Source organism: Methylobacterium durans (assembly GCF_003173715.1).
GTDB classification, from domain to species: domain Bacteria; phylum Pseudomonadota; class Alphaproteobacteria; order Rhizobiales; family Beijerinckiaceae; genus Methylobacterium; species Methylobacterium durans.
The window spans coordinates 5,985,353-6,000,865 of the sequence record NZ_CP029550.1 but is presented as its reverse complement, the minus strand read 5'-3'; the positions used below and the strand labels follow the sequence as shown (position 1 = coordinate 6,000,865).

Genomic DNA, 15,513 nt, shown 5'->3' with positions numbered 1-15,513 from the left:
CGGAATTGGGGGAACCGCTCGCGAGAATGCGGTCCTCGTCGGCGCCGGGCGGGAGCGTCTCGGTCGAAGCCGGTGCCCGGCCGGCGGCGGGGCAGGGGCCGTCCGCTCGCGACTTTGCGTGGTACGGGATCGGCCGGGCAGGCTTTTTCCGCCGCGGACCGGCCCGGCCGGGCGGCGGAATCGCCCCGGCTAGGCCGATCCGGTTTGGTCCTGCTCCCCCTGCCGGGCCTTCAGCTGGAGCTTCGCCACATCCGTCAGCGGCTCGTAGAAGCCCTGATGGCCGCCGCCGGTGTTCAGGTGCAGGTAATCCGCGACGAAGCCCGCGAAGGTCTTCAATCGCTCGATATCGAGGATGAGAAGCCCGCGCCGCTTCTGCTCGATCAGCCGCTCCTTCCTGAGATCCTGCAGGACGCGGTTGACGTGAACGTGCGACAGGCCCGCCGTGTCGGCCAGCTCGGATTGGGTGATGGGAAGCCGATAGCTGTTCTCGGCGACGAGCCCGACCGCCTGCAGGCGCACCATCATCTCGCAGAGGAAATGGGCGACCTGCTTGTCCGCCGGGCGTCGGCCCACGCCGACGAGCCATTCGAGGAGGATCGCCTCGTCGACCAGGACGGACCACCAGAGGGCCTTGTAGATGTTCGGGTGATAGGCGGCCAGTTCCTTGATGGTCTGGTAGGGGATCCGGGCGACCAGGCACGGCGTCAGGGTGCCGATCGAGTGGACCATGCGGGGCAGGATCGAGGCGTGCAGGTCGCAGCCGTCCCCGGGGATCAGGTAGGCGACGATCGAGCGGCCGCCGTCGGGCAACAGCTTGTAGCGGCAGGCGAACCCTTCGAGGATCACGAAGGCGTGCTCCGGGGCGTCCGCTTGCGCGATCAGGTCCCGATTGGCCTCGACCTGCATGACCTTGGCCGTCGCCTGCTCCAGCGCGTGCCGGTCGGCTTCGGACAGAGAAGCGCGCAGCTCAAGCTTTCGGATGAAAAGGTTTGTCATCACCGTGATCGGGCAGGGGGCAGCTCAGAGCTTGCCCATGTTAAGATCGGCAGCGTCGAGACGCGGCGCATTGAGGTTCAGACGCTCCATGCCTCTCGGCCAATCCCCTGCGTGCGTTTACTACGAAGCAATGCGCCGGAGGCTCTTTCGGACGTTAGTCAGGAAATGATGTTTTCGTACCATTCGGGACGGTCCTAGGCTGATCGCGATAATGTTTTGACGCTCGCGTATCCGCAAGAGGCACGATCCATGTCGCTGGCAAACCACGGCGTCGCGCAGGCTGACCTGCACGACGCGAGGCCGCCGCCGCCCGGGAAGCCCGAATCCGATCGAGACGCGACCGTGCGCGCGCATGTGCGCAAGGTCCTGAGACGCCTGATCCGGCAGGTGCGGGAGGAATCCTCGGAGACCGGGTGATCGCAAGGATCCGCGCCCGGTGGCCGGGTCGCGCGCCCGGCTCACACCTTTTGGGGTCGAGCGAGCAGGATGGCGGTCCCGACCGCGGATCGCTTCACGCGGGGCGACACGAGCGCGCTGGCCAGGATGGCGCCGGCCAGCGGATAGGCCTGGATCGCCGCGGCGACGTCCAGCACCAGCCCCAGAGAGAGCGTGTGCGCGTGCGTGCGCAGGCCCGGCGCGGCCAGGTAATTGTCGGCCAGCCGCGCGACGGCCTCGGGCCGCAGAAGCCCTCGATCCAGCAATTCGAGAACGGTCGGGCGAGAAGCGGCGGTCTCGGACATGTCGCCCTGCGGGTGATGCGCCTCGCAGCTAAGGCAGCGGGAGAGGGCTGCCAACCGGAAAGGCCGACGCGGCCGACGGGGACGCGGCATTGTGCCCGCGCCACCACAGGCCGCGCGACGCCCCGCATTGCACGCGCCGGGTCCCGGGCGCTGGATCCCGGGCGCCGGATCCCGGGCGCTCTTCCGCCGCCGAGCCGGCCCGTCCGGCGCTTCAGCGGTCGAATGTTGCACAGTGTCCGACATGCAACACGCCGCCCGATTTCCGAAAACACAACTTGGAAGCGTGTCTTCGTGGTTTGACGCAACCAAGAGCTTCGTTCACACCACGTTAACGACCGATACAACCTGGAGGAAGTTCCAGTTCAGTTGTTCGGCGAGGGGCATGCGCGCGTGAATCAGATCAAGGCGTTTTCCTGGAACGGCATGATTGATGTGCGCGCCGAGCCGAAGCCGAACGACAAGCCCGCCCCCGCGGATCAACGCCTGACCAGTGTATTGCGCCTGATGAACGCCTCGGATGACGGGGCTCTCATCGAGCCGCCGAGCCGCAAATCGGCGCCGGAAGACTGGACCCACCTCATCGAGCGCGTGCGCGATGCCGCCTCGCGGGCGCGGGAGGTTGAAGCCCAGGCCCACGAGCAGGAACTCCGCGTGCAGGATCTGCTGGAGCGCGTGCGTGAGGACATGGCCGGCGCGAACGAGCGGGTGAAGGCCGCGGAAGCGCAGGCCAGGGACGCGCAGGTGCGGGCGGACGCGCTGCTCAAGGCGGCCGACGAGCGGGTCCGGGCCGCGGAAGAGCGGGCGCGCCTCGCCGAGGAGTGGCTGGCGCGCGTCTACGACACCATCGCCAGCGAGTTCGCATTCGCCCAGCCCGAGAAGCGCCCGGCATGATCGCGCACGCGGTCGATGCGCCGCTCCACGCGGCCGGCCATCCCGCCACTCCGCCCCAGGAGCGCAATGTCGTCCCCCTGTTCGCCGAGCAGGACGGTGCGGCAGGCCCCGATCCCCGAGGCCCCGAAGAGGCCGCCGACTGGCCGGGCGCCATCCGGCTCGTCCGCGACGTCGGCGCCCGGGTCCGGCGCGCCCGCGACCTCGCGCACGATCTCACCAAGCAGTCGCAGGGCCTCATCCAGCGCAGCATCACGGATGCGGAGGCCGCCGAACAGCGGGCCCGCGTCGCCGAGGCCGCCGCGCAGAGCGCCATGAGGCGCGCCGCGAAGGCCGAGAAGGCCGCGCGGCTCGCCGAGGAGCGGGCGCGCTCGGCCGAAGAGCAGATGCGGGCCGCCAGGGCGGGCGAGGCGGAGGCGCGCCTCTGGCTGGGGCGGCTCTACGCCTGCCTCCGGGACGAGTTCGACGCCCTCACGACCGAATGACCGGCCGATCCCGGCCGCCCGGTCTCGGCGTGATTGCGCAGGAATTCGGCATCGCCCGCGCGCGCTGAAAGATGATGCTTGCTGGGCGCGGGGAGCGGACGCTACAAACCCGTCCCCGGACAGAAAAAGGGCCGCCCAGTGAGAGCGGCCCGTAAGTCTAGGGAGGAAACGCCCAATGAAGGGCCGACGCGGCAACGCCATTGCCGCGCCGTCGATCTTGCACATCGCACGCCGCGCTTCCGTGCTCAATCTCACATTTGTTAGGGCTGGCATACCAAATGCGCATGCGTGCGCTCCGGCCTCTTCCCGGCCCTGCCCGGCCCGCAGGGCAGGGCCGCGACGGGGAGGGTGAAGGGAAGATGCGGGACCGCGCCCCAGGCCGGGGGCGGGCCCCGACGCTGAGCGGAACGCGCAGGCCCTCGCGCGAGGCGCGATGAACAGATCCAGTCGAGAGGATGATGAGACGGCGCCGTGTCAGATCTGGCGGCCCTTCGTGAGCCTCTTGATGCGCCTCCCACGACATGAGATCATCCGGATCTTGGACGCCCGACGAGACGATAACGTACGTCTGTCTTGTCTCGCGCCCCTGCTCTCGGTCCTTCATCGGACCTGTGGCGGGAGGTTGCCATGGCCGTCTTCGTCGATCCTGCATCACCGGGTCGGGCTTCTGCGCAGCGCCTGAGCCGCGCCCGCATCACCTGCGATGATCCGGCCCGGCGCGACATCCTCTGCGGCGGTGGGGCCGCGGCCCTCAGTCTCCTCCTCGCTGGCCTTCTGGGAGACGCGCCTCCCGCCCTGGCCGAGGCCGTGACGGGGCCGGTGCCGGAACTGGACGCCGTCGCGGTCCGCATCGTCACCGACAGCTACCAGTTCGCCGTGGCTCCGGGCCGCAAGCTCGACGGGCTCGCGGTCGAGCATTTCGGCTGGGGCATCGGCCCCGACCACCCGCCGGGCCCGACGCCGGTCAGCGAGTTCGGCCTCTCGATGCACGTCACCTCGCGGCGCGGCGAGGAGTCCCGCCAGACCCTCGTCGATTTCGGCTTCACGCCGGAGGCGCTCGTCAACAACCTGAGGCTCCTCGGGGTGCGGCCCTCCGAGATCGACGCGCTCGTGCTGAGCCACGGCCATTACGACCATTTCGGCGGGCTCGCCGGCTTCCTCGGCCAGAACCGGGGACAGCTCAAGCCAGGCCTGCCGTTCCATGTCGGGGGCGAGGATTGCTTCTGCGCCCGCGAATGGACGGCGCCGCCGGCCAAGGGTGATTTCGGCGTCATCGACCGTCAGGCCCTCAAGGCCGCGAACCTCGCCGTCACCGCGACGGAGCGCCCGGCCCTCGTGGCGGGCCACGGCTTCACCTCGGGCCAGATCGACCAGCGCAGCTTCGAGACACTCCTGTCGCCCAGCGCGATGAAGCTCGGCCTCACGCACGGCTCGGGCTGCGACCCGGCCGGCCTGGCGGGGGGCGGCCCGGGACCGATCCCGGACCAGTTCCGGCACGAGATCGCCACGGCCTACAACCTGAAGGGGCAGGGCCTCATCATCCTCACCTCCTGCAGTCACCGGGGCGTCGTCAACGCGATCCGCCAAGCGCAGGCCGTGTCCGGCGTCCAGAGGGTGCACGCGGTGATCGGCGGCTTCCACCTCGCCCCCTACCAGCCCGACTATGTCCGCCAGACCCTCGCGGCCCTGAAGGAGATCGGCCCGAACTTCGTGGTGCCGCTCCACTGCACGGGCGAGGCCTTCTACGAGATCGCCAAGGCCGAGATGCCGACCAAGCTGGTGCGCGCCTATACGGGCACCCGCTTGGTCTTCAACGGCTCCGCCACCTGAGGGCGCCCGCCCGCACCGCCGATCTGCCTTTCCCCGAGCGGTGCCGGTCGCATCGGCACCCGGGCCTGGGGATCGGCGGCGGCGGCCGGATCAGACCGACCGGGCTTCGGGCGCGTGATAGACCCGCCACAGCTCGGCGCCTGCCATGAGCGCGACCAGGAGACCGATCGCGAGGTGGGTCCACATCGCGTTGGCGACGCCGGCAAAGCCCAACACCCAGGGCGCCGCGGCCGTCCAGAGGCCGAGAGCGAGGTTGACCCCTTCCTCCCAGTCGTAGGTCTGGTTGATCGCCAGCATCGCGACGATCGCGATGGCCGCGCCGCAGATCCAGGCATTCATGGCCGCGTAGTTGCTCGTGCCGAAATCGGCGACCCAGGGTGCCAGGAAGAGGATCGCGCCGAGGACGATGTTCGCCGTGTTGAGCGCGGCATCTTCGGACTTGTTCGAGATCGTTCGCATCTGCGCCTCCGCGAGATCATCCGACTCGGGGCGGGGCTCGGGCGCGCTGATTGGCAGGGATCCGGTCAAGTCGCGCTCAGTCCCTGGCCGCCCAAGACGCCCCGAGTTGCTTAGCGTGACAGTATTGCCGCAATTGTAATACTTGCTCCGCGCCAAGGCAATGGCTCGGCCTGCATCCGCAGCCCCGCCGAGTCCTGCGGATCCGCCGATCGGAGGCAGGCTTTGGCAGATCGCGCGCCTTTCGCGGCTCCAGGGCTCCGAGAGCGTCAGGGCCGGGGAGCCCGGGTCACCGCGCCGGAGGAATCGACGGGACGGTGCGGGGCCCGGAAGTATTCACATGCGCCTGCTCGGGACGAATGAGCAATAGAGATTGCTATTCAATCCCGTTCGCGAAATGACCGGAACGGCCGATCCTTCTCCGGATTGTCCCTTTTTCATCCGAAGGAGATGCGGCTATGACGGGACCCATCCGGCTGGCGACGATCACGGCCCTGTTCGTTGCGGCCACGGCGATGCCCGCGCGCGCGGATCGTGCTCCGAACGCCGAGGAGCGGACGGCCATCGAGAAGAAGCTCCAGTCCGAGGGTTACACGGCCTGGGAGAGCATCGAGCTCGAGGACAGCGGCGTCTGGGAGATCGACGACGCGGTCGGCAAGGACGGCAAGAAGTACGACCTGCGCCTGAAATCCGGCACCTACGAGATCACCGATCGCAAGGCCGACTGACGCCGCAGCCGGCGCGGGCCTCAGGGCGGCCTCTGCCGACCGAGGCGGCTCCACCAGTAGCGCCACCAGAACGAGATGAAGCCACCCGTGCGGATCTCGTCGTCCAGCCGGGACACCACCAGCCGGAGGATGGTCTCGAGGGCGGCGCACGTCGCCAGGAACAGCGCCGGCAGCGTCGCGTAGTCGATCGCCAGTTCGCGCGGCATCCACCCGGCATAGCCGGCCACGAGCAGGACCGGGCTCGCCAGGACCAGCCACACCAGGCAGATCCCGGCGACGACCGCCACCGGGACGCCGAAGAGGAAAAGGATCGCGCGCCAGATCATGCGATCCGCGGCAGGCCGCCCCTCACGTGCACAGCGTGAATCCCCGCTCGAGCCCGACCCGAGCATGCCGCAGCCGGCCCCGGCTTGCAAAAGGCCGCCTGCCTCGTCGGCCCACCCACGCGGACGGGGGCGTCCGAACCCGCGGGCGCGGATGGGTGCTCGCGTCCGGTGGCGGACGGGGCCGCATCCCGAATCCTGCGCGGCGTCGCGCCGGGGGAGGGCGCGGGGCCGCCCACGAACGAAGAGCCCCGCCGGGATCCGGCGGGGCTCTTCGTTCGTGGGCGTGTCTGCGTCGGCGCTCGGCGCCGATGGGCTCAGGCGGCGCGCTTGGCGGCCACGGCCGGAGCGTTCTCGTTGCCGGCCTTGACGGCGTCGACCCGGGCGGAGGCGGGGCGGGCGTCGTTCACGGCGAAGAGTTCGCCGGCGGCGGCGGCCTTGGGACCCAGACGGTCGGCCAGGACAGCGACCAGAGCGACGTTGGCGGCACCGGCGGCGAGGGCAAGAAGGAGAGCGGTCATGGTGGGCATCCCGTGTCTTTGTTTGCGTTGCAGCATTGATGACACGGGAATGGCGTTTCTGGCATACCAGATGCCACACGCCAGCCATTCGCTCTGCGCATGAAGAGTCGTGTTTTCGCGGCAAGCCCCGGCGTTTTTGCAGTATGGTGCCGCACCGCCGGCCGCACTGCGATATTCTGCATGGACATCGGGCCGAAGATCTGCTTCATGCGCCTGCGGCAGATGGGCCATGATCGAGCTTGGCCGTGAAGCACAGATGGTCGCCGCAGCGGGAACGGGGAAACGTCGCATGAAGACCGCCAAGGCTTGCGGGACCGCTGAGCAGTGGATCGAACTGCCGGAGCCGGCTCTGAACCGCTACCTACTCGGGTCGCGCTCTCGTGCCGCCAACGACAACCATCGTCTATCCCGTGAAACCTTCCGCACCTTGCAGATCGGCACGTGCATGGCCCTGACCTGCGCCCTCTGCCTGATCGTGACCCTGGTCGGCTGAACATTCGGAACGGTCCGTCCCGCCGCTCGGCCTGATCGCGTGCGGGGACGGCGGCCAGTCGAGGATGGGCAGGCTCGGTTCGGGCCGGGATGGAACCCTGCCTCCGGTCGAGCCTCCAGCCGCTACCGGTTTGATCGGCGCTGCCACGCGTGGTTGAGGAACCAACCGTTGGTCCGGATGCCGCCATCGTGATGCGTCCACGGTAGACGCCAGACCATGTCACCGGACCACCAGCCGAAGCGGCTTACCGGGCCGTTGGACCAGCCCTTCCGGTATCCCCAGAATCGACGCCGGGCGGGAAGGGGGTGCCACCAGAGGACGAGCCAGCGGTCGCCGCGCTGACCGCCGCACGCGATCCCGTTCCAGCGCATGTCCAGCTTCATGACCTGTCCTCCCCGCGGGAAGACGTGTCCGGCCTGCCGAACCGGCGGACGGCCCGCTTCCGGTTCGGCGGGCCTGGGGTTGCGCGCTCGCCGACGGCAGGCCCCCTGTGTGGACAAGCCTCCGCGAGGCGAGTTGTTCAGGGCCGCTCGGCGGTTGTGCCGAGGGGTGCGGGACGCCCCGCTCCGATCGGCCGCGCCAAGCCGCGGCGTCCCTGCCTTCCGCGTGACCCGCGATCCGGTTGGCAAGCTGGCCTCGGCGCCCGGGAATGGGACGGTTTCATTGCAGCGACGTTTGGAACCTCGCCTCGGGAGGGGCGGTTTTTCATTCGGAGCTTCGAGCCTGGAGTTCCGATCCGCCGCGAAACGAACCTCGGAGGTGACGCCATGCAGCATCACGGACAGCCCGAAGGTGAGACGACGCCGCCGGACTGGACGCTGACATAAGTTCTAGCGCGATCGCGCATCTGGAGGCGGGACCGGGTCCCGCCTTTCGCTTGTCCGGGGCTGCCGGACGTCCGCGACCGTTCCTCTTCCGACGGCGGCCTCGCGCGAGAGCGAGGACATCATTTGCGAGGGCATCATTTGCGCTTGCCGCGTTCCGCGACGGGGCACAGCCTCACCGGCGATGACGGCGCCCCTCTGGCCGCCGTCGAATCGGACACCGGAGGAGGCGAGCTATGGCGGAGACGGACACGTCATCGGCTCCGAGCCACCCGCTCATCGAGAGCGACCACGTCGAGGGAACGGCCGTCTTCGATGCGGAGGGTCAGCGGGTCGGGACCATCAAGCGTCTCGTGATCGAGAAGATCACCGGCCAAGTCGTCTATGCGGTCACCGCGTTCGGCGGCTTCCTGGGCGCGGGCTCCGAGACCCATACGATCCCGTGGGAGCAATTGACCTACGACACGCGGCTCCACGGCTACCACACGACCATCACGGTGGAGCAGCTGCGCAGGGCCCCCGAATTCTCCCGCGGCGACGAGGCCCTGCTGTCCGGGCACGAGCGGCAGCAGCTGAGCGACTACTACCTGTACATGGCGGCCCCGTAGACCCCGCCGCGGCCGCGACATCGCGGGATCGACGGCCGGGGCGCCGTCCCCGACCCCCGCGGGGATCGGAAACGGCGCTCGATCGCCGTTCGCTCCGGCGCACGCCGAGCCGGCGCCCCCGTCCGGGGGAACGCCCTAGAGGACGCCGTCGGCCTTCGACACGCCGAACCACGTCTTCAGCTTGGCCGAGATGGTCCGTGCCTCCTGCGTCTGGGGCGCCGTCCGCGCACGGGCCGCCTTCATCCGGTCCGCCACATCGTCGAGCCCGAGGGGGTCCGCCTGCCGCCCGATCGCCAGGGCACCTTCGAGGATGCGGATCCCCTCATCCAGCGGCACATGCGGCATGTACCGGCCGTCCAGATCGATCCGCGCGCGGATGTAGGCGGCGCGCCGCCCCTCGATCTCGGGCGTGTCCGCGCAGGCCAGCCGGGTGACGAAGGGGATGAGACGCTGCCGCTCGGTATCGCCGGCCTCATCGTTGAGATGCAGGGCCAGCCGGCAGATCGGACGCGAGAAGCAGAGCGGCATATCGGTCGGCGCGCGCACCGGCCGATACGGGAAGCCGCACGCCACCAGGGCCGCCTCGTTGATGCAGGTGCCGCCATCCGGCCCGGGAAAGGGATGGGAGCCGCGCTTCAGCGTCCAGTTCAGGAGATGATCGAAGTCCGTCATGGTGGCCGATCCTGTCGCCGCCCCTACGGACAACGCCCGCGCTTGCGTGTCCTTTCCGTCGTTTCGCGGACCGTACGCCGGCTACCACCGCGCGGCGTCCGTGGGCCCGGGCAAACCCGCGGCAAGGACGCGAAGGACGCGAGCGCGGCTCGGCGCCCGCGCTCCCGCTCGGGGCCGCCCCCCCTCGACGATCCTGTGATCCCGATCACGGTTCCCGTCCGGCGCGCCCGCCATAAGCCCGACATCGACCGGTGGATGGCCGGCGTGGAGGAGGCGAGCATGGCTCTGACGGCAGCGCACATCACCACGGCGTTCGAGAACGTCCTCCAGCGCGCCCCGAGCGCCGACGACGTGAATGCCTTCGTCTCGGCCTCGCAATCCGGATTCTTCACCGACGCGCAGATCTACGACTCGATCGTGCATTCGCCGGAGGCCAACGGAAACGTCGACCCGATCATCCGCCTCTATCAGGTCGCGTTCGGCCGCGTGCCGGACAAGGACGGGCTGCACTTCAACGTCAACGCGTTCGAGACCTCCGGCCAGAACCTGAAAGCGATGTCCGAGGGCTTCGCCCACGCGGCGGAATTCACGGCGCTCTACGGCACCGGCGAGGCCGTCACCGAGAGCTATCTCCAGTCGCTCTACGCGAACGCCCTGGGCCGCAGCGCCTCGGCCGTGGAACTGCATTCCTGGCTCGACGCGGCCAACACGCCGGGCTCCGGCGTCGCGTCGCGCGCCGACGTGCTCAACGGCTTCGCGCAATCGGCGGAGTTCGTCGCGCGCTCGGACGCAGCGGTGAACGACTTCCTGTTCAAGGCCGCGCAGGGGCAGGACGTGTACGCGGCCCACCCGCTCCTCGGCGGGTCCGAGCATTTCTTCACCCTCACGGCCGGCGCGGACACGCTGTCCGGCACGAGCGGCAACGACACCTACAACGCCGTCATCAGCGCGGGCCTCGATGCGACCTTCGGCCCGGCGGACACCATCCAGGACCAGGGTGGCACCGACACCCTGAACGCGATCGTCCACAGCAGCACCGGGGCGCCCATGAGCCTCGCCGGCGTGGAGACGATCAACCTCGACACCGCAATCAGCTCGGGAAGCGCCGCCCTGGCCCTGACGCTGAACGACGCCGCCGCCAGGACCCTCACGGTCACGGGCAGTCACGGCGTGAATTTCGGCGAGAGCGCCCTGCCCAACGTGACCGTGCTCGACGCGTCCGGCGTCACCGGGACGGGGGCAGCCGGCGCCGTCATCTTCGACGGGTCGTCGCATCGCGATGCGGCGCAGGGCCTGACGATCAAGGGCGGGGCGGGCAACGACGCGTTCGCCGGCGGCTACGGCGCCGATACGTTCACCGGCGGCGCCGGCAACGACGTGTTCGTGTACGGCGACCCCAACCAGTCGACGGCGGCCCACATGGACACGATCACCGACTTCCACCCCAACACCATCGGCACACCGGGGGCGCCGGCCAATCAGGGCGCCGGCCAGCTGACGGCCAGCTACAACGGCGACGTGCTCGACTTCACGCCGCTTTTCGCTGGAAAGGCGAACGCGATCGAGCTCCGCCTCGTGCCGAGCGAGGGGGCCGCCCTCTCGCTCCTGAGAGCCGATGTCGAGCTCGGCGGCTCGGGCGCCTTCGTCCTCTTCGACACGTCGAAGAGCAACCTCTACGTGGATGTCGATCACAACGGCGCGGCCGACGCGATCATCCATCTGGCGGACGTCACCACCCTCACCGAGGCCGCGTTCCGCTTCCACGGCGGCGACCTGGGCCTGCTCTGATCCGAGCCGATCCCGCTCGGGGCGTCGGAACGGCGCGGCGGAAGCGGGCGGTCAGACCAGATGCCCGTCGCCGGCCGGGGGGTCGAATTTCTGGTGGAATGCGTCCACCACGACATCGCCGACCTGGCTTCCCATCACCAGGCCCGCTTCGGTCGAGTAGGCGAAGTGGACGCCCGCGTAGATGCGGCTCATCGCTTCGTCCCGGGCGGCCTGATCGAAATTGTCGAAGTGGCGGACCACGTCCGGCAGCGTCTCGCTCGTGGCCGAGAACGGGATCGGCCCGAAGAAGTCGGTCATGACCTTGGCGGCCAGAGCACCGATCACCGAGTGGCCGGACGTGTACTCGGGATGATCCGGCGTGGCGGGCAGGAGCGGCAGCCAATCGTCGTCGGCCCGGGTGGCACGGTTTCCATCCCCGTCGGCCTCGCGGATCGCCGTGACCGGCCGCCAGGCGTCGTAATGGTACTTGGTCTCCCAGCAGGCCGTGATCGCGTCGGCGAGGCCGACATTCAGGAGGGTCAGGAGATAGGCGCTCTCCTGCGGCGACCGTCCCTGCTCGGCGAGGATGTGGTCCGCGATGTCGCTCCATTGCCCGACCCGGGTGTAGCTGTCCTCGTCGTTCGACCACCAGAGCGCGCTCTCGGTCTGTTCCGGCGTCCTCAGGGTCGAGTTCACGTCTCCGAGCGCCTTCACCTCATTGAAATCCTGTGCGTACGCGGCGCTCGTCACGGCGGGCGGCGGCCCTGGCCGGAACTGGTCCGCGCTCCGCAGGACGAACGGCGTCACGTCCCCCCAATCGGGCTGGATGGCGAGCGTGTAGTCCGGCGGCGTCGGCCGGTACGCGCCCGGCTCGTGACCCGCCACCAATCCGAGATGGGCGAGCCCGTCCGAGCCGTCATCGGCCCGGGCGGCGAGGACCGCCTCCGCGACCTTCGTGCCGAAGGCTACGCCGCGATCCTCCGCGCGTCCGTCGCGGATCTCGTCGAGCCGCGCCTCGTAGGCGCGATCGAGGGCATGCCTGTAATCCGGGAACAGCTCCACGAGGATCTCGTGGGCGGCCGCGCTGACGGCCGCCTCCGCCGAGATGCCGGCCGGCGCATCGAGCGTCACGAGGAAGCCCGGCCGGTCGTCGATGGCCTGGAGCACGTCGAACATGGCGATGCTCTCCATCGCCAGGGCCCGGGAGACGTAGGGCGCATCCTCCGGAGGCCGCGTGATCGAGGCGTGCCGGATGGCGTCCAGGGCGATCTGGTTCCAATCGAGGACGACGTTGTCGAAGGCGGGCTCCCGGTCGGGCCCGTCGTGCCAGCGCTCGGGCGCTGTCTGATCCTCACGCCCCGATCGCGGGTTCTCGTGGACGCTGTCCCGCGCGAACGACCGCGCTGAAGGATCCGATCTCATCCGGCGCACTCCTCTTCCCGCGGGACTCGGCGGCAATGCGGGCATCGGCGCAGGCGGAATCCGATCTGCGCGGCGGCACGATCGAGCGTCTTGCGAGACTGTCTTGTGAAACTGTCTTGGCAGTATAAGGACGCGATTCTGGTCGAATGCCGAGACCGCTGAAAAAACAAATGTTACGCACCTGGAGACAAATTCAATCGTTTGAAAGCATCTTTAGAATTTGCTCAGAGCGTCAAGGTTTCCCGCTATCGACTTGTGTCCAATGCGACGGCGTATTTATTCGTATTCCACGAGACGAAACTACGGCGTGGCAGGTATTTCACTCTGAACCTCTACCTCGGAGGCGAGCGCCAGCTTGGCCGTCATCTGCAATTGCTCGCCACATGCGAGCGCGCTGCGGGGGGTCAGCAGGATGGACAGCTCGGCTCCGCTCACGAGCCTGAGATCGAGGACCGGGCGGCTTCCGTGCTCGATCGCGCCGACGCGCCAGCCAATAGCGGGCAATCGACAGGTCGTGATCGTCGAGCCCGGGGGCGGGGGCGGGCAGCGCGGATCGCACAGGACGCTCGCGGCCAGGAGGGCCCGGCCGAGTTGGGCCGCCTGCCCGGCATCGATCGGCAGGGCGATGATCCTGCCGGCCGCCTGCACCTGAAGCTGCAGGCTATGTCCGGGACCCGTCTCGATTGCGAATTCGACCGCCGGCATCATCGTCCCTCCCATCGTCGTCCCTTCAGGAGCGGCTCACGACCGAGGCCCCGCGATCGGATCTCGCCGATCCCGACGCTCCGCTCGCGGCCGCATCGGCGGCCGTCCCCGTTCACGCAAGCCTCCGGCCTTCAACGTCCGGGCCGGGCCGTGGGTGCACGAGGCGCCGCCGGCCGGGCTCGCTGGTGCGCGTCGAGACTGTGCCGGAACGCCGCAGCTCGGCCTCGCGTTGCCGTGAGCGTGTTCGACGCCAACATCAGGGAGACGGTCATGAAGGTCATCACGCTCGCCACGGCGGGCCTCCTCGTCCTCGGGTCGGCCGCCCTCGCGGCCGAGGGTGGTTCCTCCGGCACCAGCCGGTCCGGCACGATGAACAGCACAGGCGCGAACGACGCCGGCGCAGGCTCCTCGCCGGGTGCTGCGGGCAGCGGTCCTTCGACGGGAGACAAGAGCCGCTCCGGCACCACGAACACCACGGGCGCCAACGATGCGGGCTCCGGCTCGTCGCCGGGCTCGAAGGGCAAGGGCAGCAGCCACGGCGCCCACTGAGGCGGACGGCGGCCGCACGGCGCGCCGCCGACACCCGAGAGCCGGCCTCCGGAACGGGGCCGGTCGTCGCCATCCGCCGCGCCCCTGAACTCTGCTCTGCGACCGGCGAGTCCGCAAGCGGTCACGTGCCGAGCGGCGCGACGGCCGATCGCCTGCGTCCGGGTGAGGTCACCGTCCGCGGGTGCGGCCTTGCGGTCCTGGATGGACGGCGCCTATCGTTGCGGGTCTGATCCGGATGTCGGCAGCGCGACGGCGTCGGCGCGTCCGGCACGGGTCGCTGCAACGGGCGCGCCCACGTGCCTTCCCTCGCGGTTGCGGGGCCGGCATCGGGAGCCCCCGACGCGTAGGAATGGGAGCAGGGCCTTGCTTCTGCCTGAGCCGCTTTCGTCCGACCTCGACCGGCCCGCCACGCTGACCCTCTGGCCGGATGCGTCCGACGGACCGAAGGCGGTCGAGCCGGAGGACGTCGCGAGCCTGCGCGATGCCCTCCGCAGGGCCTGCGCCGCCCTGCGCGACGGCACGGCGGCGCCCTGGATCGTGACCGCGAGCGGCCTGATCCTGAGCCCGTCCTGGCTGATGAGCATCCTGTAGCCGGCCGCGTCGGCCCCTCTCAAACCCCCTTCGGGCCTAGCTCGGCCGACGGCGCTTCGGCTTGACCTTGCGCTTTCGCGCAGGCTTCTTTCCGGTCGCCGCCCTGGTCATCTCGGCCATCGCCAGCTGCTGCTGGCGCCGGGCCATCGACGTGGCCGTGCCGAGCCACCATCCGGCCGCCTGGTTGGCTGCGGAGAGCCAGAGGCTCATGGCGGGGTTCTTCATGCTGACCTCTTGGGATCGCGCTCCGATCCAGGGTCAACGCACGAAAGCGCCTCCGATCCCCGCGGGCCGCCGCGAGGGTGTGAGAGGGGCCCCGCAACCGCGTATAGGTCGGCGGGCGGGCTGTCCGTTCGGCCCGGAGAAGCCCGGCCTTCGTCGGCCGCGGATCCGCGCGCCGCAGCGCCGAGGGAGACCTGCATGCAATCCACCAATGACGACGATGCGCTCGATGGAATGTCGCGGCTGCAGGCCAAGATGGTCGCGATGGAGTTGGTGATGGGCGTCCTGATCGCGCGCCTGTCCGAGGAGAACCCCGAGATCCGCGAGGACGTGAAGCGGGACGTCGCGGTTCTCCTGGCCGACATGACAGGGGGGAGTCCGAGCGAGGAGCTGATCGTCGGCGAGGTTCGCAGGGCGGTCGCGGTCATGACGAGCGTGTCGATCGCCTGATCATCCGCGTCCTCGCGGGGACCGCCGAGCGCCCGGGCCGCCGGGAGATTCGGGCGCCACGGACGCGATCCGTCCTTTAACCTGCATCAAAGTTGGTATACCACGCCCACGAGGGTCGATCTCGGTCGTCCTCGCAGAGCCCGCCTCGGCCTTATCCCCTCCGCCGAGGCGGGCTCGATCGCGCCTTGGCCCCGCCTTCCCGTCCACCCCGGACCCCGGCGCCTGCCGCCCGGATCGGCGCAT

The 15,513-nt window shown here is 69.5% G+C and carries 21 protein-coding genes; 11 read left to right on the top strand and 10 right to left on the bottom strand.

The genetic code is table 11. From position 1 onward, the window contains the following. Positions 1–189: 189 nt before the first annotated feature. On the bottom strand, positions 190–996 hold the full coding sequence (locus tag DK389_RS28055; protein WP_109894670.1) for a Crp/Fnr family transcriptional regulator: 807 nt from the start codon (positions 994–996) through the stop codon (positions 190–192). Positions 997–1,245: 249 nt separating this feature from the next. On the opposite strand from DK389_RS28055, the gene DK389_RS33070 reads away from it, so the two are divergent. Then, positions 1,246–1,413 carry a hypothetical protein gene (locus tag DK389_RS33070; RefSeq protein WP_162560912.1) on the top strand — a complete coding sequence of 56 codons (168 nt, stop codon included), beginning with the start codon at positions 1,246–1,248 and terminating at the stop codon, positions 1,411–1,413. Between the two features lie 41 nt (positions 1,414–1,454). On the opposite strand, the gene DK389_RS28050 is transcribed toward DK389_RS33070, so the two are convergent. After that, positions 1,455–1,736 carry a hypothetical protein gene (locus tag DK389_RS28050; RefSeq protein WP_109894668.1) on the bottom strand — a complete coding sequence of 94 codons (282 nt, stop codon included), beginning with the start codon at positions 1,734–1,736 and terminating at the stop codon, positions 1,455–1,457. 366 nt (positions 1,737–2,102) lie between these two features. Here DK389_RS28050 and DK389_RS28045 point away from each other — a divergent pair, with 366 nt between their 5' ends. The 3 genes from DK389_RS28045 (at position 2,103) to DK389_RS28035 (ending at position 4,939) form a co-directional block, all read left to right on the top strand. Then, positions 2,103–2,627 carry a hypothetical protein gene (locus DK389_RS28045; RefSeq protein WP_236960412.1) on the top strand — a complete coding sequence of 175 codons (525 nt, stop codon included), beginning with the start codon at positions 2,103–2,105 and terminating at the stop codon, positions 2,625–2,627. Further along, the gene (locus DK389_RS28040; RefSeq protein WP_109894666.1) at positions 2,624–3,109 is read left to right on the top strand and encodes a hypothetical protein; all 486 of its coding nucleotides are present in this window, start codon (positions 2,624–2,626) and stop codon (positions 3,107–3,109) included. The genes DK389_RS28045 and DK389_RS28040 overlap by 4 nt, the downstream gene beginning before the upstream one ends. Positions 3,110–3,736: 627 nt before the next feature. Continuing rightward, a complete protein-coding gene (locus tag DK389_RS28035) occupies positions 3,737–4,939 on the top strand; it encodes an MBL fold metallo-hydrolase (RefSeq protein WP_109894664.1) in 1,203 nt (400 codons plus the stop codon). A 90-nt stretch (positions 4,940–5,029) separates the two neighbouring features. Here DK389_RS28035 and DK389_RS28030 read toward each other — a convergent pair whose 3' ends face one another. After that, a complete protein-coding gene (locus DK389_RS28030; RefSeq protein WP_109896916.1) occupies positions 5,030–5,398 on the bottom strand; it encodes an SPW repeat protein in 369 nt (122 codons plus the stop codon). A gap of 455 nt (positions 5,399–5,853) precedes the next feature. On the opposite strand from DK389_RS28030, the gene DK389_RS28025 reads away from it, so the two are divergent. Next, a complete protein-coding gene (locus DK389_RS28025) occupies positions 5,854–6,123 on the top strand; it encodes a PepSY domain-containing protein (protein WP_109894662.1) in 270 nt (89 codons plus the stop codon). 20 nt (positions 6,124–6,143) lie between these two features. Here DK389_RS28025 and DK389_RS28020 read toward each other — a convergent pair whose 3' ends face one another. Next, the gene (locus tag DK389_RS28020; RefSeq protein ID WP_109894660.1) at positions 6,144–6,449 is read right to left on the bottom strand and encodes a hypothetical protein; all 306 of its coding nucleotides are present in this window, start codon (positions 6,447–6,449) and stop codon (positions 6,144–6,146) included. A gap of 314 nt (positions 6,450–6,763) precedes the next feature. Continuing rightward, complete coding sequence (locus DK389_RS34690) at positions 6,764–7,198, bottom strand: hypothetical protein (protein ID WP_236960411.1); 435 nt, start codon at positions 7,196–7,198, stop codon at positions 6,764–6,766. Here DK389_RS34690 and DK389_RS28010 point away from each other — a divergent pair. Next, positions 7,197–7,460 carry a hypothetical protein gene (locus tag DK389_RS28010; protein ID WP_236960410.1) on the top strand — a complete coding sequence of 88 codons (264 nt, stop codon included), beginning with the start codon at positions 7,197–7,199 and terminating at the stop codon, positions 7,458–7,460. The two genes, DK389_RS34690 and DK389_RS28010, sit on opposite strands and share 2 nt — an antisense overlap. 122 nt (positions 7,461–7,582) lie before the next feature. On the opposite strand, the gene DK389_RS33065 is transcribed toward DK389_RS28010, so the two are convergent. After that, a complete protein-coding gene (locus tag DK389_RS33065) occupies positions 7,583–7,843 on the bottom strand; it encodes a hypothetical protein (RefSeq protein WP_162560911.1) in 261 nt (86 codons plus the stop codon). Between the two features lie 677 nt (positions 7,844–8,520). Between DK389_RS33065 and DK389_RS28005 the strand changes: the two genes are divergently transcribed. Continuing rightward, on the top strand, positions 8,521–8,892 hold the full coding sequence (locus DK389_RS28005; protein WP_109894654.1) for a PRC-barrel domain-containing protein: 372 nt from the start codon (positions 8,521–8,523) through the stop codon (positions 8,890–8,892). Between the two features lie 135 nt (positions 8,893–9,027). Here the strand turns inward: DK389_RS28005 and DK389_RS28000 are convergent, their stop codons facing one another. Further along, positions 9,028–9,564, bottom strand: coding sequence for a hypothetical protein (locus DK389_RS28000; protein WP_109894652.1), 537 nt, complete (start codon positions 9,562–9,564; stop codon positions 9,028–9,030). Positions 9,565–9,843: 279 nt separating this feature from the next. On the opposite strand from DK389_RS28000, the gene DK389_RS27995 reads away from it, so the two are divergent. After that, positions 9,844–11,352, top strand: coding sequence for a DUF4214 domain-containing protein (locus tag DK389_RS27995; RefSeq protein ID WP_162560910.1), 1,509 nt, complete (start codon positions 9,844–9,846; stop codon positions 11,350–11,352). Positions 11,353–11,403: 51 nt separating this feature from the next. Here the strand turns inward: DK389_RS27995 and DK389_RS27990 are convergent, their stop codons facing one another. Then, a complete protein-coding gene (locus DK389_RS27990) occupies positions 11,404–12,753 on the bottom strand; it encodes a vanadium-dependent haloperoxidase (protein ID WP_109894648.1) in 1,350 nt (449 codons plus the stop codon). Positions 12,754–13,053: 300 nt separating this feature from the next. Further along, a complete protein-coding gene (locus DK389_RS27985; RefSeq protein WP_109894646.1) occupies positions 13,054–13,461 on the bottom strand; it encodes a hypothetical protein in 408 nt (135 codons plus the stop codon). A gap of 267 nt (positions 13,462–13,728) precedes the next feature. Here DK389_RS27985 and DK389_RS27980 point away from each other — a divergent pair, with 267 nt between their 5' ends. Both DK389_RS27980 and DK389_RS27975 read left to right on the top strand, forming a co-directional pair. Further along, positions 13,729–14,007: a hypothetical protein gene (locus DK389_RS27980; RefSeq protein ID WP_109896914.1), complete on the top strand. Its 279-nt coding sequence runs from the start codon at positions 13,729–13,731 to the stop codon at positions 14,005–14,007. Positions 14,008–14,370: 363 nt separating this feature from the next. Next, positions 14,371–14,598, top strand: a complete 228-nt coding sequence (locus tag DK389_RS27975) for a hypothetical protein (RefSeq protein ID WP_236960409.1) — start codon at positions 14,371–14,373, stop codon at positions 14,596–14,598. Between the two features lie 36 nt (positions 14,599–14,634). Here DK389_RS27975 and DK389_RS27970 read toward each other — a convergent pair whose 3' ends face one another. Next, positions 14,635–14,823: a hypothetical protein gene (locus DK389_RS27970; protein WP_109894644.1), complete on the bottom strand. Its 189-nt coding sequence runs from the start codon at positions 14,821–14,823 to the stop codon at positions 14,635–14,637. A gap of 195 nt (positions 14,824–15,018) precedes the next feature. Here DK389_RS27970 and DK389_RS27965 point away from each other — a divergent pair, with 195 nt between their 5' ends. Next, positions 15,019–15,270 (top strand): hypothetical protein, encoded by a 252-nt coding sequence (locus tag DK389_RS27965; RefSeq protein ID WP_109894642.1) that lies wholly within the window; start codon positions 15,019–15,021, stop codon positions 15,268–15,270. The last annotated feature ends 243 nt before the right edge of the window (positions 15,271–15,513 follow it).

Coding starts and splice junctions, on each gene's coding strand:
- DK389_RS28055 (WP_109894670.1), bottom strand. CDS start 996: ATGACAAACCTTTTCATCCGAAAGCTTGAGCTGCGCGCTTCTCTGTCC.
- DK389_RS33070 (WP_162560912.1), top strand. CDS start 1,246: ATGTCGCTGGCAAACCACGGCGTCGCGCAGGCTGACCTGCACGACGCG.
- DK389_RS28050 (WP_109894668.1), bottom strand. CDS start 1,736: ATGTCCGAGACCGCCGCTTCTCGCCCGACCGTTCTCGAATTGCTGGAT.
- DK389_RS28040 (WP_109894666.1), top strand. CDS start 2,624: ATGATCGCGCACGCGGTCGATGCGCCGCTCCACGCGGCCGGCCATCCC.
- DK389_RS28035 (WP_109894664.1), top strand. CDS start 3,737: ATGGCCGTCTTCGTCGATCCTGCATCACCGGGTCGGGCTTCTGCGCAG.
- DK389_RS28030 (WP_109896916.1), bottom strand. CDS start 5,398: ATGCGAACGATCTCGAACAAGTCCGAAGATGCCGCGCTCAACACGGCG.
- DK389_RS28025 (WP_109894662.1), top strand. CDS start 5,854: ATGACGGGACCCATCCGGCTGGCGACGATCACGGCCCTGTTCGTTGCG.
- DK389_RS28020 (WP_109894660.1), bottom strand. CDS start 6,449: ATGATCTGGCGCGCGATCCTTTTCCTCTTCGGCGTCCCGGTGGCGGTC.
- DK389_RS28010 (WP_236960410.1), top strand. CDS start 7,197: ATGATCGAGCTTGGCCGTGAAGCACAGATGGTCGCCGCAGCGGGAACG.
- DK389_RS34690 (WP_236960411.1), bottom strand. CDS start 7,198: ATGGCCCATCTGCCGCAGGCGCATGAAGCAGATCTTCGGCCCGATGTC.
- DK389_RS33065 (WP_162560911.1), bottom strand. CDS start 7,843: ATGAAGCTGGACATGCGCTGGAACGGGATCGCGTGCGGCGGTCAGCGC.
- DK389_RS28005 (WP_109894654.1), top strand. CDS start 8,521: ATGGCGGAGACGGACACGTCATCGGCTCCGAGCCACCCGCTCATCGAG.
- DK389_RS28000 (WP_109894652.1), bottom strand. CDS start 9,564: ATGACGGACTTCGATCATCTCCTGAACTGGACGCTGAAGCGCGGCTCC.
- DK389_RS27995 (WP_162560910.1), top strand. CDS start 9,844: ATGGCTCTGACGGCAGCGCACATCACCACGGCGTTCGAGAACGTCCTC.
- DK389_RS27990 (WP_109894648.1), bottom strand. CDS start 12,753: ATGAGATCGGATCCTTCAGCGCGGTCGTTCGCGCGGGACAGCGTCCAC.
- DK389_RS27985 (WP_109894646.1), bottom strand. CDS start 13,461: ATGATGCCGGCGGTCGAATTCGCAATCGAGACGGGTCCCGGACATAGC.
- DK389_RS27980 (WP_109896914.1), top strand. CDS start 13,729: ATGAAGGTCATCACGCTCGCCACGGCGGGCCTCCTCGTCCTCGGGTCG.
- DK389_RS27970 (WP_109894644.1), bottom strand. CDS start 14,823: ATGAAGAACCCCGCCATGAGCCTCTGGCTCTCCGCAGCCAACCAGGCG.
- DK389_RS27965 (WP_109894642.1), top strand. CDS start 15,019: ATGCAATCCACCAATGACGACGATGCGCTCGATGGAATGTCGCGGCTG.